Annotated in this window: 13 protein-coding genes; 7 read left to right on the forward strand and 6 right to left on the reverse strand. The window is 66.4% G+C overall.

The window, feature by feature from the left end; genetic code table 11:
- Nucleotides 1-16: 16 nt before the first annotated feature.
- Nucleotides 17-334 (reverse strand): YciI family protein, encoded by a 318-nt coding sequence (locus HUX88_RS11115; protein ID WP_176361812.1) that lies wholly within the window; start codon nt 332-334, stop codon nt 17-19.
- A 15-nt stretch (nt 335-349) separates the two neighbouring features.
- A complete protein-coding gene (locus tag HUX88_RS11120) occupies nt 350-979 on the reverse strand; it encodes an FMN-dependent NADH-azoreductase (RefSeq protein ID WP_176361813.1) in 630 nt (209 codons plus the stop codon).
- A gap of 147 nt (nt 980-1,126) precedes the next feature.
- Between HUX88_RS11120 and HUX88_RS11125 the strand changes: the two genes are divergently transcribed.
- Complete coding sequence (locus HUX88_RS11125) at nt 1,127-2,101, forward strand: LysR substrate-binding domain-containing protein (protein ID WP_161098531.1); 975 nt, start codon at nt 1,127-1,129, stop codon at nt 2,099-2,101.
- Between the two features lie 77 nt (nt 2,102-2,178).
- Here the strand turns inward: HUX88_RS11125 and HUX88_RS11130 are convergent, their stop codons facing one another.
- Nucleotides 2,179-3,582 (reverse strand): DEAD/DEAH box helicase, encoded by a 1,404-nt coding sequence (locus HUX88_RS11130; RefSeq protein WP_070359079.1) that lies wholly within the window; start codon nt 3,580-3,582, stop codon nt 2,179-2,181.
- A gap of 460 nt (nt 3,583-4,042) precedes the next feature.
- Between HUX88_RS11130 and HUX88_RS11135 the strand changes: the two genes are divergently transcribed.
- Nucleotides 4,043-4,579 carry a serine/threonine protein kinase gene (locus HUX88_RS11135; protein WP_176361814.1) on the forward strand — a complete coding sequence of 179 codons (537 nt, stop codon included), beginning with the start codon at nt 4,043-4,045 and terminating at the stop codon, nt 4,577-4,579.
- Nucleotides 4,580-4,681: 102 nt separating this feature from the next.
- Nucleotides 4,682-5,878: a hypothetical protein gene (locus tag HUX88_RS11140; RefSeq protein WP_176361815.1), complete on the forward strand. Its 1,197-nt coding sequence runs from the start codon at nt 4,682-4,684 to the stop codon at nt 5,876-5,878.
- Nucleotides 5,879-5,966: 88 nt separating this feature from the next.
- On the opposite strand, the gene fabI is transcribed toward HUX88_RS11140, so the two are convergent.
- On the reverse strand, nt 5,967-6,758 hold the full coding sequence (fabI, locus tag HUX88_RS11145; RefSeq protein WP_176361816.1) for an enoyl-ACP reductase FabI: 792 nt from the start codon (nt 6,756-6,758) through the stop codon (nt 5,967-5,969).
- 209 nt (nt 6,759-6,967) lie between these two features.
- Complete coding sequence (locus HUX88_RS11150) at nt 6,968-8,344, reverse strand: transglycosylase SLT domain-containing protein (protein WP_161098528.1); 1,377 nt, start codon at nt 8,342-8,344, stop codon at nt 6,968-6,970.
- Between the two features lie 226 nt (nt 8,345-8,570).
- Here HUX88_RS11150 and HUX88_RS11155 point away from each other — a divergent pair, with 226 nt between their 5' ends.
- Together HUX88_RS11155 and HUX88_RS11160 are read left to right on the forward strand one after the other, a co-directional pair.
- Entirely contained in the window at nt 8,571-9,128 is a 558-nt protein-coding gene (locus tag HUX88_RS11155) for a DUF1415 domain-containing protein (protein ID WP_117009846.1), read from the forward strand.
- Nucleotides 9,125-9,316, forward strand: a complete 192-nt coding sequence (locus HUX88_RS11160) for a DUF1289 domain-containing protein (RefSeq protein ID WP_229213323.1) — start codon at nt 9,125-9,127, stop codon at nt 9,314-9,316. The genes HUX88_RS11155 and HUX88_RS11160 overlap by 4 nt, the downstream gene beginning before the upstream one ends.
- On the opposite strand, the gene HUX88_RS11165 is transcribed toward HUX88_RS11160, so the two are convergent.
- Nucleotides 9,317-9,826 (reverse strand): DUF1993 family protein, encoded by a 510-nt coding sequence (locus HUX88_RS11165; RefSeq protein WP_117009847.1) that lies wholly within the window; start codon nt 9,824-9,826, stop codon nt 9,317-9,319.
- A gap of 173 nt (nt 9,827-9,999) precedes the next feature.
- Between HUX88_RS11165 and HUX88_RS11170 the strand changes: the two genes are divergently transcribed.
- Both HUX88_RS11170 and HUX88_RS11175 read left to right on the forward strand, forming a co-directional pair.
- A complete protein-coding gene (locus HUX88_RS11170; protein ID WP_117009848.1) occupies nt 10,000-13,119 on the forward strand; it encodes an EAL domain-containing protein in 3,120 nt (1,039 codons plus the stop codon).
- A gap of 18 nt (nt 13,120-13,137) precedes the next feature.
- Entirely contained in the window at nt 13,138-15,408 is a 2,271-nt protein-coding gene (locus tag HUX88_RS11175) for a xanthine dehydrogenase family protein molybdopterin-binding subunit (protein WP_176361817.1), read from the forward strand.
- Nucleotide 15,409 lies beyond the last annotated feature (1 nt).

The raw sequence follows: 15,409 nt of genomic DNA on the forward strand, positions 1-15,409 counted from the left end.
TGTTTTCCTTTCGGGATCAGTTCTGCGGGACGGATTTGGCCTCCGTCGCCCAGCGTGCGGGAAAGGCGTCGTGGCGCAGCGCGGCCGCCACGCAGAGCACCTGGACTTCGACCAGCCTGTGGACGACGAACGGATCCTCAGCCATCATCAGGTCGAGCTCGGCACGGTCGGTGCAGTGCGCCATGATCAGGCCGCCGGTGCGAGGTTCCAGCGGCCCGGCCACCGCGATGCGGCCGGCACGGGTGTTGGCGATCAGCCAATCCCGGTGCCCGTCCTGGTGCGCCTCGATCTCGTCGGCGGGACGGCGATTACTGAGGATAACGATAAACAGCATATGGCCTCCGGACAGTCAGGACTTCAACGCGCGCGCGACGGCATCGCGCACCGCGGCGTTTGCCGCGCCGATCGAAAGTTCACGCAGTTCGGGCCCCTTGGTCAAGCGCTCCGCCCGCACAAACTGCACGTCGCCGATCCCGAGGAAGCCGAAGAAGGCCTTGAGATAGGATTCCTGGAAATCCATGCCGGCCGCAGCGCCGTCCGAGTACATGCCGCCGCGCGTGGAGGCCACGATCACGCGGCGTCCGCCCGAAAGGCCGACCGGGCCGTCGGCCGTGTAGCGGAAGGTGCGGCCTGGCTGGGCCACGCGGTCTATCCAGGCCTTGAGTTGGCTGGCGACCGAGAAGTTGTACATCGGCGCGCCTATGACGATCACTTCGCTGGCGAGAAATTCGTCGGCCAGTTGCGCCGACCTGGCGTGCTCGCCCAGCGTCGCGGGGTCGGCAACGGGCGCGCCGGCCGGGGCGCGAAAGCCGGCGGCAATGGCGCCGGTCAAGTGCGCGACCGGGTCCGCAACCAGGTCGCGGTGGACCACTTGCGCGTTGGGCCGCTGTTGCAGCAGTTCCCCGACGATCGCCGAGCTGAGCAGGCGGGAGGTGGAAGCATCGGCGAGGATGCTGGAATCGAGATGCAGGATGTTCATGGGGTGAGTCCCTGTGGAGTGGTAATGGAGTCAACTATAAAGACCGAATCGCCGGTCCACTAGCCGTCGCGGCAGGGACGGATTGTTCTGCATTTGATACAATCGACACGTTTAAGCGCGTTTTTGAACCAATCACCGGGGCCCGTCTTGGAAGACCTGAACGATCTTGTCCTGTTTGCCGCCGTTGTCACGCATGGCGGTTTTTCGGGCGCGGCGCGTGCGCTTGGCATTTCGAAGTCGCGTGTGAGCCGCCGGGTCGCGGAGCTGGAGGAACGGCTGGCGGTGCGCCTGCTCCAGCGCTCGACGCGCTCGGTCAACGTCACCGAGGTGGGCGCGGCTTTCTTTACCCACTGCGAGTCGATAGGCGCTGCGGCGCGGGCGGCCTACGAGGTGGCGGAACGCGCCAACGCCAAGCCGTCGGGGCGATTGCGTGTCAGTTGCCCGATCGGCGTTGCGCACCTGTTCCTGGCGCCCTTGCTGCCGAGGTTTGTGCTGGAACATGCCGATGTGCGGCTGGAGCTGGATCTCACCAACCGCCGCGTCGACGTGATCGGCGAGGGCTATGACCTGGCCATCCGCATTCGTTCCACGCTGGAGGACTCCGAGCTCGTGATTCGCAATTTCGGCGTCAGCGGCCAGATATTGGTTGCCGCGCCTGCGTTCGTGGAAAAACTCGGAACGGCCGTCACCGCGGAGGCGCTGCAGGGTGTGAAGGGTATCGGCCCGGCGGGCGTGCGGGGCGAGCGGCCGCGCTGGCGGCTGACGCAGCCGGACGGCGCGATGGTGGAAATCCGGTATGTGCCCGCTTTCGCCAGCGACGACGTCTACCTGATGTCGCGCATGGCGCTCGCTGGCGTGGGGGTGGCGCAGCTGCCTTTCCATCTCTGCGAGGATGACATTCGGCAGGGCCGGTTGATGGTCTTGTTGCCCGACCATGTACTGCCTGACCATCAACTGCACGCCGTCTACCCGACGCGGCGCGGCCTGGTGCCGGCCGTCAAAGCCTTCGTCGAGATGCTGGCGGCGGAGTTACCCGAGACCATGAGGCGGGCCAATCAGGACTTTCAGCAGACCGTGGCGCGTTTGCCGCCGCCCGCATTTTCTCCAACGGCCCCAACGTAAAAAGCCCCCGCCGGCACTGGGCGCGATCTTGATCGCGTCCAGGCAGGCGGGGGCTTTTTATTTCAGCGGACTACCGATTAACGGTCGCCGTAGCTGCGGCGTGCGCCGTCGGTGCTGCGCGGGTTGCTGCCCTTGTAGCCGCCGCCGGTGCTGCCTTCCTTGCGCGGTGCGCCTGGCTTGCTGAACGTGCGCTGGCCCGATGGCTTGGCGCCGCCACGGTTGTCGCCCGGCTTCCAGCCGCCTGGACGCGGCGACGAACGCGATGCCGACGCGGTCTTCTTCGGCTCGTAGCCTTCGATGACGTTGACCGGAATCAGCTGCTTGGTGAAGCGCTCGATGCGCTTGACGTTCATGCCTTCGGCATGGTTCACCAGCGAGATCGCCAGGCCGTTGCGGCCCGCGCGGCCGGTGCGGCCGATGCGGTGCACGTAGTCCTCAGGGAACTTCGGCAGGTCGTAGTTGAACACGTGGGTGATGGTCGGCACGTCGATGCCGCGCGCGGCGACGTCGGTGGCGATCAGGATCTTGACCTGGCCGCGGCGCAGGCTGTCGAGCGTGCGGTTGCGGGCGCCCTGGTGCATGTCGCCATGCAGCGCGGCGGCCGAGAAACCGGCGATGTTCAGACGGTCGGCGATGGTGTCGGCGTCACGCTTGGTGGCGGTGAAGACCACGGCCTGGTCCAGCGAGTCGTCGCGCAGCAGGTGGTCCAGCAGGCGGTTCTTGTGCGACAGGTCGTCGACGAAGTGCACGCGCTGGGTGATGTTCTCGTGCTTGTTGGCGGCGCTGACGATCTGGATGATCTGCGGATCCTTGGTGATGCGGCGCGCCATGTTGCCGACCACGCCGTCCAGCGTGGCCGAGAACAGCATGGTCTGGCGGGTCGACGGGGTCGCTTCGACGATCTTTTCGATGTCGTCGATGAAGCCCATGTCCAGCATGCGGTCGGCTTCGTCCAGCACCAGGATTTCCAGCTGCGAGAAGTCGATCTTGCCCGATTCCATGTGGTCGATCAGGCGGCCTGGGGTTGCCACCAGAATCTCAGGATTCTTGGCCAGCAGTTGCATCTGTTTTGGATAAGGCATACCGCCCAGGATCGACACGGCCTTGATGCGGCGCAGGTTGACGCTGTACTTGTCGGTATTGGTGGTCACTTGCAGGGCCAGTTCGCGGGTCGGGGTCAACACCAGCATCTTTGGCTGTGCGGCTTTGAAACGTGGGCGCTCGCCACGGGCGCGGGCGGCTTGCATTTCCTGGTTCGGAGTCTTGCCGGCGGCTGCCGGGTCGATCTCGGACAAACGGTGCAGCGACGGCAGCATGAACGCTGCAGTCTTGCCGGAACCGGTTTGCGAGGATACCAACAAGTCCTTGCCTGCGATCGCCGCAGGGATAGCCTGCTGCTGTACCGGGGTCGGCGCGGTGTAGCCGGCGTCGGTCAGGGCTTTGATGAGGGACGTGTTGAGACCAAGTGCTTCAAATGTCATGCTGTTCTTTCGTAAAAAACCGGCGTTCGTGCAAAAGCCGAACGCGAAATAGCTACGCCTACCAAAACGAAATGACTCAATCAAAATCGAAAGAAATTTCGGCACAAAAGCTTTGCGCCGGGACGGTATCAGGTGCGACACCAAAGGCGGGAGGGCTTTATAAGCGACATCAGGGTGATGCGCTAAGGCTTGCGAAGCTGCTAGTAATACCTGGCTGATCAATCGGCGCTGCTTTTGTTGCAGCGCGCTCATTGCAGCGCACAGGCGACACTATACATGACTGCGGGTGGTCTGTACAGGTCAGTCTCCTTCTATTGTGCAGCGCCGCAGTTATTTATATGATAATTTTGAGGTTTTGATCGGAGTAAACCATGTTAATGCCGTGGGCGGTGACGATGATGTTGGCGGGGACGCCGGGCGCGCTGATTGCCGATCCGCCGGCCGGGCGGAAGGCGGCGCCATGAGCGTGCACACCTACTGGATTGTCGATATCGACGCCACGGCCGAGGAGGCGCCTGCGTTGGCCGACAAGGTGCGGCAGTGGCTGGTGGAGCGGGAGATCATCCTGCCCGGCCCGCCGCTGGCGGACCAGGCGTACTTGCCCTTGTACCGCTACGGCCCCGCCGCGGCGCGCTGGGCGCACGAGAACGCCCTCGGGCACGACCTTCTATGCGCCGGCCTGCATATCGTCACCGAGCGCACCGTGTTCCACGCCGGCGAGGGCGATGTCGGCCCCTTCGTCTGCCCGCACTGCGGCGCGACGCACGACGACCTGCCCTGGTCGCCGCCGACCGAGGCCTGGTACGAGGGCGAGGGCGACAACCGGCTAACCTGTCCCGCCTGCGGCACGGCCAGCAGCATCGCCGAGTGGCGCAGCGGCTGGGCCTACGGCCACCTGGGATTCGGTTTCGTCGAGGGCCGGATGCTGGACAGGCTGGGCGACGAGCTCGCGGCGCTGACCGGCCACCGGCTGCGCATCGTGCACGAGCACCTCTGAAACCCGGGCCGGGGTATTAGAGGGTGTCCACGACTTTGTTGATATCTGAAAAGCAAGCACTGAGGTATATTGCTGCGTGTTATTTATTTATTAAACTTCAATATGCGTGCAGCTTATCTGTTGGTGGCGGTGATGGCGGGGGCGGGCTTGTCGGCTTGCGGTGGTGGTGGCGGAGGCGCGGCCGGCGGCGTGACGCAAACGGCGGCGCAGCCGGCGACGGCGGTGCCGGCCGCGCTGGCGGCCGTCGCGCCGGGCACGGCGCACACGATGGCGGCCAACGAAACCGTGCTGGTGCCGGCTGGGGCCGTCGTCAGCGGGCCGGATGGTTCGACCATCACCATCAACGGGCAGTCCAATACGATCAATGTGTCGGCCGGAGCCGTCGTGACGGTGCCGGCGACGGCGACCGGCGCGGCCACCAACCAGGTGGCGGCCAGGGCCGCGTCGCAGGCGACGATCCTGGTGTCCGAGCCGATCGCCGGCGGCGGCATGATCGGCGGCGAGGCGCCCGTGGACGGCGACGGCAGCCAGGCCAGGTTCAGCGGCATCTACCAGCTGGTGGCCGACCGCACCGGTAATCTCTTCGCGTCCGACCGCAACGGCATCCGGCAGATCGCGCCGACCGGCGCGGTGACGACCCTGCGCAGCACGCCGGCGGCGGCCTTCGACGGCCTGGCGCTGGACGCCGCCGGCAACTTCTACGGCGCCGGCGTCTACGACGACACGATCTACCGCCGCCCGCCCGACGGCGTGGTCAAGCCGTGGTTCACCGGCTGGAACGGCGGCGTCAGGCCGCAGGCCAGCGTGCGGCTGGCGGCCGATGGCGCCGGCAATGTGTACCTGGCCGACTACTTCGGCAAGCGCATCCTGAAGTTCAGCGCGGCCGGCGTGCGCAGCGTGCTGGCCGGCGGCGGCGCCGGTGACGGCAACGACGGCGTGGGGGCGCAGGCGGCCTTCCACGGCCCGACCGCGCTGGCCTTCGACGCGACCGGCGCCTTGCTGGTCAACGACAGCGACGCGGTGCGCCGCGTGCTGCCGGACGGCACGGTGAAAACCGTCGCCCGCATCCCCAAGCGCATCATCCCGCCCGACAGCCCGATCGCGGTGGACGCCGCGGGCAACGCCTATGTCGCCGGCGACAGCGATCTGCGTCTGGTGAAGCCGGACGGCAGCGTCACCGTGCTGCAGATGATGGGCGGACTGCCCTACACGACCGCGCTGGCGATCGGCGGCGACGGCAGGTTGTACGCCGGCACCGGCTGGTCGGCGCCGGTGCGGCTCTGGAAGATTTCGCAATAAACCCGGGTGGGGCCTGACCCCACAATTGCCTCCGCAATGAAAAACGCCCTGCATGCAGGGCGTTTTGCTTGGCGCGGCGGGAGGCGGCTTACAGGTAGTCTTCCGCGTTCAGGCCCATGACGTGCGAGAAGCCGCCGTCGACGTAGGTGATCTCGCCGGTGATGCCGGAGGCCAGGTCGGACAGCATGAAGGCGGCGGTGTTGCCCACTTCCTCGATGGTGACGTTGCGGCGCAGCGGCGCGTGCGACGAGGCAAAGCCCAGCAGCTTGCCGAAGTCCTTGATGCCGGACGCGGCCAGCGTCTTGATCGGGCCGGCCGAGATGCCGTTGGCGCGGATGCCCAGCTTGCCCAGGTTCTCCGCCAGGTAGCGCACCGACGCCTCCAGCGAGGCCTTGGCCAGGCCCATGGTGTTGTAGTACGGGATGGCGCGCACCGCGCCCAGGTACGACAGCGTCAGCAGCGACGAGCCTTCCTTCAGCAGCGGCAGCGCGGCCTTGGCCATCGCCGGGAAGCTGTAGGCCGAGATGTCGTGGGCGATGCGGAAGTTCTCGCGGGTCAGGCCGTCCAGGAAGTCGCCGGCGATCGCTTCGCGCGGCGCGAAGCCGATCGCGTGCACCAGGCCGTCCAGCTGCGACCAGCTCTGGCCCAGGTCGGCGAACAGCGCGGCGATCTGCTCGTCGCTCGAGACGTCGCAGTCGTACACCAGGTTGCTGCCGAACTCGGCGGCGAATTCGGTGATGCGGTCCTTGAAGCGCTCGCCGACGTAGGTGAACGCCAGCTCGGCGCCCTCGCGGTGGCAGGCCTTGGCGATACCGTAGGCGATGGAACGGTTCGACAGCAAACCGGTGATGAGGATTTTTTTGCCTTGCAAGAACGCCATAGTGACTCCAATTGCAACTGCGCGCCTAGGCTTGCCATGTTCAGCTGGCTGGCGACGTCAGTGGGGTTGTTGTTTGTGTGAGAGGCCCGTTGCCGGCCGCCGCAAGACCAAGATTGTAGGGCGACTGGGCCGCGACTGCAACCTTTGATCGCTGCGGCGGCCCCGGCGGCATGCGCCCGGGCCGGGGCCGGGCGGGCCGCGGTGGCTGTTTAATTGCCGCGGTGGCGGGGCTTGTGGGCGTCGCGCGGCACGCGCGCCTTGACCAGCGCCACCGGACCGGACTTGGCGGCCTTGCCGCCCTTGGCCAGTTTGTAGCCGGACTTGCCGGTGGTGCGCTCGCGCTCGGCCTCGAAGGCCACGGTGGCGTTGCGCTCCACCTCGGGCGAGATGTCCACGCTGGCCGAGGTCGAGATCTTCGGCACCAGGATGGTGGAGCCGGCCTTGAGCAGCGACTTCTGCGGGATGTTGTTGGCCTGGCGGATCACTTCCGGCGTGGTGTGGAAGCGCGAGGCCAGCACGCCGATGCTCTCGCGGGCGGTGGTGATCTTGTGCGTGGTCCAGGTCGACAGCTCCTTGCCCCATTGTGCCAGGTTCAGGTGGAACTTGTCGGCGTTTTCCTTGGGCAGCAGGATCTTGGTCTGCTCGTCGCCGGTGATGACCGGGCGCTTGAACTGCGGATTGAGCGCCTTGAACTCGTCGACCGACAGCTCGGCCAGGTGGGCGGCGATGGTCAGGTCGATGTCGCTGGTCTTGTCGACCGCCGTGAAGTACGGCGTGTTGTCGATGGCCGGCAGGTTCAGGCCGTACTGGGCCGGATTGGCGATGATGTTCTTCACCGCTTGCAGCTTGGGCACGTAGTTGCGGGTCTCGGCCGGCATCAGCTCGGCCAGGCTTTCGAAGTCGGTCGGCTTGCCGGCCGCCTGGTTGCGCTTGATGGCCTTCTGCACCGAACCCTCGCCCCAGTTATACGCGGCCAGCGCCAGTTGCCAGTCGCCGAACATGTCGTACAGGCGCTGCAGGTAGGTCAGGGCGGCGTCGGTCGAGGCCAGGATGCCGCGGCGCTCGTCCTTGAAGGCGTCCTGCTTGAGGTTGAAGTCGCGGCCGGTGCCCGGCACGAACTGCCACATGCCGGCCGCGTTCGCGCTCGACAGCGCCTGCGGGTTGAACGCGGATTCGATGAACGGCAGCAGCGCCAGCTCGGTCGGCATGCCGCGCTTCTCCAGCTCGGTGACCACGTGGAACAGGTAGCGCGAGGCGCGCGCCGTGGTGCGGCTGATGTAGTCGGGACGGGTGGCGTACCAGTTGACGTGCTTGGCCACCAGCTCGTTGTTGATGTCCGGGATGGCGTAGCCGCTGCGGATGCGGCCCCACACGTCTTTTTCGCGGAAAGCATCCTCGTCGACCGCCTTGGCCGGCTTGTTGATTTTCAGGGAGGAGACATCGAGGGCGGGGGACTTGGGCAGGGCGGACAGCGGCATCGACGACGCCGGCAGGCCCGGCGCTTCATCGTGGGCCTGGACCATCGCCGGCGCCATCAGGGCCAGCAGCGTCGCCAGGGCGGCGGATCTAGAAATTCGTGCTTGCATAGTTTTCCATTGTTATCGACGAGCAACATCGAGCGGACTATGAATAAACGTGGAGTGTACGAAGGTCCCCGGGTCGAGTCAAGAAATATGTCAGCAGGATGACGAATTCTTTTATGCAATCGTTCCACGTAAATAAGCAGAAAATGCCTGCAAAATCGCGGAAGTATGAGTTCCCGCAAAGAGTGCGTACAATTCCGCTTTTGAGCAGTCACCAAGGAATTGAATTATGAGTAGCCCCGCCATCGATCACGACGCCGTCGTCGCCGAGACCGTCAATTGGGTGGAGCAGGCCGTCATCGGCCTGAACCTGTGTCCGTTCGCCAAGGCCGTCCATGTGAAAAAGCAGATCCGCTACGTGGTCAGCGACGCCGACACCCCGGAGGCGCTGCTGGCCCAGCTGCTGGAGGAGCTGGAATACCTGGCCGAGACCTCGCCGGAGAAGGTCGACACGACCATGCTGATCCATCCGAACGTGCTGGCCGACTTCGAGGACTTCAACGAGTTCCTGGACGTGGCCGACGCCGCGCTGGAGGACGTGGAGCTGGACGGCATCCTGCAGGTGGCCAGCTTCCACCCGCACTACCAGTTCGCCGACACCCACCCGAACGACATCGAGAACTACACCAACCGCTCGCCGTACCCGACGCTGCACCTGCTGCGCGAGGACAGCGTGGAGCGCGCGGTGGAGGCCTTCCCGGAGGCGGGCGACATCTTTGAAAAGAACATCGAGACGCTGCGCGCCCTGGGCCACGACGGCTGGGACAAGCTGATGAAGGTGAAATGATGGCCGACCTGCCGGTCCGGCCGGACACGCCGTGCGTGGCGGTGTGCTCGACCACCTTCGACGAGATCTGCCGCGGCTGCGGCAGGTCGGTGGTCGAGGTGGCGCACTGGGTGTCGATGAGCGCCGAGCAGAAGGAACTGGTGTGGCAGCGCATCCTGGCGCAGGGCTACCCGCGCCGGAACACCTGATCAATAAGTGCCGATGAAGTCCTTCTTGCCCACTTCCAGGCCGTTGTGGCGCAGGATGTCGTAGGCCGTGGTGGCGTGGAAGAAGAAGTGCGGCAGCGCGTAGTGGAACAGATAGGTCTGGCCGGTGAAGTGCTTGGTCTTCTCGCCGCTGCCGGTGGTGATGGCGCGCGTCTCGCTGCCCTCGATGGCGCTGGCCGGCACGCTGTCGATGTAGGCCAGGGTCTTGACGATGCGGGCCTTCAGTTCGGCGAAGCTGGTTTCCGTGTCCTCGTACGAAGGCACGTCCAGGCCGCCCAGGCGGGCCGCAGCGCCCTTGGAGAAGTCGCAGGCGATCTGGATCTGGCGGGTGAACGGCAGCATGTCCGGGAACAGGCGGTACTGCAGCAGCGCGTTCGGGTCGATCTTTTTCTCGGCCGCGTGGGTCTCGGCCTTGTCGAGGATGGCCAGCAGACTGTTCAGGATCTGTTTGAACACGGGGATGGAGGCGGAGTACATGGAGAATGTGGTCATGGCGGAGCCCTCTGTTGAATGGAGCCGCGATGATAGCCTGCCTGTGGGTTTTTTGCTGGGAGCATGACTTTTTCGCCAGTTTCCGTGCATAATTCCATCAAGTAACCCTAAAGTTTGCGCGACGAACCCCTATACACAGATGATGCAAACTTATCAAGACGGCGTACCGGTGCATGATTAGCGCCCTCTATCAACGGCTGCGTACCCGGCTCGGCGCCCTGTACGGTCTGTCGATCTATGGTGCGCTGTTGCTGGTGGTGTTCGGCGGCCTGGTGATCCCGGCCATCATCGGCAGCTATCTGCTGATCGGCGTGCACGAGCAGCAGTCGGCGCGCGTGGCGCTCAACGAATCGCTGCAGCGCAACGCCGACATCCTGGCGCTGGGCATGCAGGAATCGCTGTGGAACATGAACGCCGAGTCGGCCCATTCGCTGGTCGAGTCGGTGATGCGCGACCAGTCGGTGCTGCAGGTCGAGGTGGTCGGCCAGGCCGACACCCAGTTCATGAGCGTGCATTCGCCGCGCCGCGCGGCCGGCAACGTGTTCCGCGCCGAGCGCGAGATCCTGGTGCGCGGCGAGCGCATCGGCCGCATCACGGTCGAGATGGACGACGCCCGCAGCCAGCAGGAGCTGCGCGAGAAGCAGCTGTCCTACGTGTTCGTGCTGGCCGGGCAGCTGATGGTGTCGCTGCTGCTGATCGTGTTGTTCCTCAATTCCCGCCTGATCAAGCCGCTGCGCAAGCTGATGCGCTTCTCCGACCGCCTGTCGCACGGCGACTTCGAAACCCGGCTGGACCTGGTCGGCAGCGACGAGCTGGGCCGCCTGGCCGGCCAACTGGAGCAGATGCGGGTGGCGATCAAGCGCCTGTTCGAGGACATCGGCCAGCGCGAGGAGCGCTTCCGCACCATCGTCACCCAGGTGCCGGGCGCGGTGTTCCGCTTCCGCCCCGACGGCCCGATCGACTTCGTGTCCGACGCCATCGAGGAGATCTCCGGCTACTCCGCCGCCCAGTTCATGCGCAGCACCACCCACTCCTGGACCAACCTGATCGCGCCGGAAGACCGCAAGAAGCAGCGCCGCGCGGTGACCGAGGCGATCCGCGGCGCCCAGCCGTACGAGATCGAATACCGCATCCTGGACGCCTCCGGCACCGAGCGCTGGGTGGCCGAGAACGGCCAGCCGCAGCCGCACGACGGCGAGGGCAACGCGCCCTGGGTGGACGGCATCATCTCCGACATCAGCCTGCGCAAGCACAACGAGATGCGTATCGAGGCGCTGCTGGCCGAGCAGAGCGCCATCCTCGACAACGTCATGTTCGGCGTGATGTTCGTACGGAACCGCAAGATCGTCTCGGTCAACCGCCGCTGCGAGGAGCTGTTCGGCTACGAGCCGGGCGCCATGACCGGGGCCTCGACCGCCATCGTGTTCCCCAACTCCTTTGATTTCGAATCGGCCGGCGCGCGCCAGTACCCGTCGCTGTCGGAGGGCGACTACTTTAACGAGGAGCGCCACTACCGCCGCAAGGACGGCAGCCTGTTCTGGTGCATGGTCAGCGGCTACGCGCTCGACAACAAGCGCGCCAACGAGGGCAGCATCTGGGTGTACGCCGACATCACCGCCCGCAAGGAGGCCGAGGAGAAGCTGCGCCTGTCGGCCACCGTGATCGAGCACATCGCCGACGGCGTGGTGGTGCTGGACGACCAGGGCATCATCGTCGCCGTCAACCCGGCGTTCACGCAGATTACCGGCTACACCGAGGCCGAGGCGCTGGGCCACGACCGCACGCTGACGCGTTCCGGCCGCCACGACACCGAGTTCTACGCCGACATGTGGAAGGCGCAGGTGGAAAAAGGCTTCTGGCGCGGCGAGATCTGGAACCAGCGCAAGAACGGCGAGTTGTACCTGGAGTGGCTGACGGTCAGCGCGGTGCGCGACACGCGCGGCGAGACCACGCACTACGTCGGCGTGTTCAGCGACATCACCAAGGCCAAGGAATCGCAGGAAAAGCTGGACCACCTGGCCCACCACGATCCGCTGACCGCGCTGCCGAACCGCCTGCTGTTCCACGACCGCCTGCAGCACGCGCTGCAGCGCGCCTCGCGCGACGGCGAGCAGCTGGCGCTGCTGTTCATCGACCTGGACCGCTTCAAGAACGTCAACGACACGCTGGGCCACCACATCGGCGACGAGCTGCTCAAGCAGGTGGCCAAGGCGCTGCAGGAGCGCCTGCGCGAGGGCGACACGCTGGCGCGCCTGGGCGGCGACGAGTTCATCGTCCTGCTGGAGAATATCGAGAACCAGTTCGGCGCCAGCCAGGTCGCCGAGAAGCTGGTGCAGATGTTCGAGCAGCCGTTCATGGTGGCCGGGCACGAGCTGTTCGTCACCTGCAGCGTCGGCATCAGCGTGTTCCCGGAGGACGCGGTCGACCTGAACATGCTGATCCGGAACGCCGACGTCGCCATGTACCAGGCCAAGGCGCGCGGCCGCAACGGCTACAGCTTCTACACGCCGTCGATGACCGGCGAGGGCGTCGAGCGCCTGCGGCTGGAGACCTTCCTGCGCCGCTCGATCGAGAAGGACGAGATCTTCCTCAACTACCAGCCGCAGGTGGAGATCGACACCGGCCGCCTGATCGGCGTCGAGGCGCTGGTGCGCTGGAACCATCCGGAACTGGGCCTGGTGCCGCCGATCCGCTTCATCCCGCTGGCCGAGGACACGGGCTTCATCAACCAGCTGGGCAAGTGGGTGCTGGAGGAGGCCTGCCGCCAGATGATGCGCTGGCAGGAAGCCGGCCTGCACGTGCCGAAGATGGCGGTCAACCTGTCGGCCAAGCAGTTCGAGCGCGGCAGCATCGTCAACATGGTGGCCGACATCCTGCGCGAGACCGGCCTGGCGCCGGAGCGCCTGCAGCTGGAGGTGACCGAATCGGTGATCATGAACACCGGCGACGCCATGGTCTTCATCAACGACCTGCACTCGATCGGCGTCGGCCTGGCGATCGACGATTTCGGCACCGGCTACTCGTCGCTGGCCTACCTGAAGCAGCTGCCGGTGCAGACGCTGAAGATCGACCGCTCCTTCATCAAGGACATCTCGACCGACGTCAACGACGAGGCGATCGCCATCGCCATCATCCAGCTGGGCAAGAGCATGAACCTGTCCGTGATCGCCGAGGGCGTCGAGACCGAGGAGCAGGCCGCGTTCCTGCTGCGGCACGGCTGCCACCAGGCGCAGGGCTACTTCTACAGCAAGCCGGTGTCCGCCAGCGATATGCTGGCGCGCTGGCGCCAATAATCGAACAAGGGAGACCGTATGCAGCCACAGTCCAAACGACGACGCCGCTTTATCTTTGGCGGCGTGGCCGCCGCCGGCGCGCTGGTGGTCGGCTGGGGCGCGATGCCGCCGAGGCAGCGCCTGCACGCCACGCATCCGATGCCGGTGGTCGGCAACGCGGTGGAGCTCAACGGCTGGGTGGCGGTGGCGCCGGACGGCATGGTCAACGTGGTCATGGCGCGCAGTGAGATGGGGCAGGGCGTGCACACCGCCTTGCCGATGCTGGTGGCCGAGGAGATGGACGTGCCGCTGTCGGCGGTGCGGCTGGTGCAGGCGCCGCACGATAAAATCTACGGCAATATCGCCATGCTCAAGGACGGCCTGCCGTTCCACCCGGACGACAACGGCGACCTGAAGGCGGTGGTCAGCTGGACCGTCGGCAAGGTCGCGCGCGAGCTGGGCCTGATCATCACCGGCGGCTCGTCCAGCGTGAAGGACGCGTGGCAGCCGATGCGCGAAGCCGGCGCCGCCGCGCGCGCCATGCTGGTGGCAGCCGCCGCCGCGCAGTGGAAGGCGCGCGCGGAGGACTGCCGCACCGAGGACGGCTTCGTCATCCACGCCGACGGCAGGCGCCTGGCGTACGGCGCGCTGGCGGTGGCCGCCGCCACCTCCAAGCCGGGCGAGATCCGCCTGAAGTCGCCCCGGGATTTCAAGCTGATCGGCCGCCCGCAGCCGCGCCGCGACACGCCGTCCAAGGTGAACGGCGCGGCGGTGTATGGCCTCGATGTGCGACCCCAGGGCATGGTGTATGCGGCCGTGCGCATGTCGCCGGTGATCGGCGGCCGGGTCGCCAGCGTCGACGCGGACGCGGTGCTGAAGATGCCGGGCGTGCTGCGCGTGGTCGATTTCTCCGGCGCGCTGCCGGCCAGGACCGGCGCCGGCGCCGGCGTGGCGGTGGTGGCCAAGAGCTGGTGGCAGGCCAGGCAGGCCGCGCTGGCGCTGCCGGTGCAGTGGAATGAGGGCGACGGCGCCAGGCTGTCGAGCGCCGCCATCTACGCCGAGTTCGCGGCCAAACTGGACGCGGAGTCCGGCCACGCCTACCACAAGTCGGGCGACATGGACGCGGTGGAGGGCAAGGCCATCGGCGTCGCCAAGACCGTGACGGCGGAATATCGCGCGCCCTATCTGGCGCATGCCGCGATGGAGCCGGTCAACTGCACGGCGCAGGTCAAGGACGGCTTCGTGTTTCTGTGGGCGCCGACGCAGTCGCCCGGCTTCGCGGTGGAGGCGGCGGCCAAGGCGGGCGGCGTCCCGGCCGACAAGGTGGTGCTGGAGGTGACGATGCTGGGCGGCGGCTTCGGGCGCCGGCTGGATGTCGACATGGTGTCGCAGGTGGTGGCGGTGGCGCGGCAAACCGGCGGGCTGCCGGTGCAGATGATCTGGTCGCGCGAGGACGACACCACCCACGACGTGTACCGTCCGGCCGCGCTGGCGCGCTTCAACGCCAGCCTGGACGCGGCGGGCAATGTGCTCGGCTACGACAACAAGTCGGCCAGCGGCTCGGTGTCGCACCAGTTCTTCAAGCGCAACCTCGGCCTGCCGCCCGGCGGGCCGGACAAGACCACGGTCGAAGGGGAGTTCGACATGCAGTACGAATTCCCCAACCAGCGCATACGGCACGTGATCGTCGACAGCCCGGTGCCGCTGGGGTACTGGCGCTCGGTCGGGCATTCGCACAACGCGTTCTTCAAGGAGAGCTTCATCGACGAGCTGGCGCACGCGGGCGGCAGGGACAGCGTGGCATTCCGGCGAAGCCTGCTCAAGCGGCACCCGCGCCACCTGGCGGTGCTCGATGCGGCGGTGGCCAGGGCCGGCGCCGCGCCGGCGGGGCGCGCGCACGGCGTGGCGCTGCACCAGTCGTTCGGCACCATTGTCGCGCAGGTGGCGGAAGTGTCGGTGGAAGGCACGGAGATCCGCGTGCACCGCGTGGTGTGCGCGGTCGACTGCGGCATCGCCGTCAATCCCAACATCATCGCGCAGCAGGTGGAATCGGCGGTGGTGTTCGGGCTGTCGGCGGCCTTGTATGGCGCGGTGACGATCAAGGATGGCAAGGTCGAGCAGACCAGCTTCAACGACTATCCGGTGCTGCGCCTGAACCAGGCGCCCGAGGTGGAGACCATCATCATGCCGAGCGCCGAGCATCCCGAAGGCATGGGCGAGCCGGCCACGCCGCCGATCGCGCCGGCGGTGGCCAACGCCGTCTTCAAGCTGACCGGCAAGCGCCTGCGCACCCTGCCTTTGACCATATAAA

It is taken from the genome of Duganella sp. BJB1802 (genome assembly GCF_013369445.1).
In the GTDB taxonomy this organism is placed as follows: domain Bacteria; phylum Pseudomonadota; class Gammaproteobacteria; order Burkholderiales; family Burkholderiaceae_D; genus Rugamonas; species Rugamonas vulcania_A.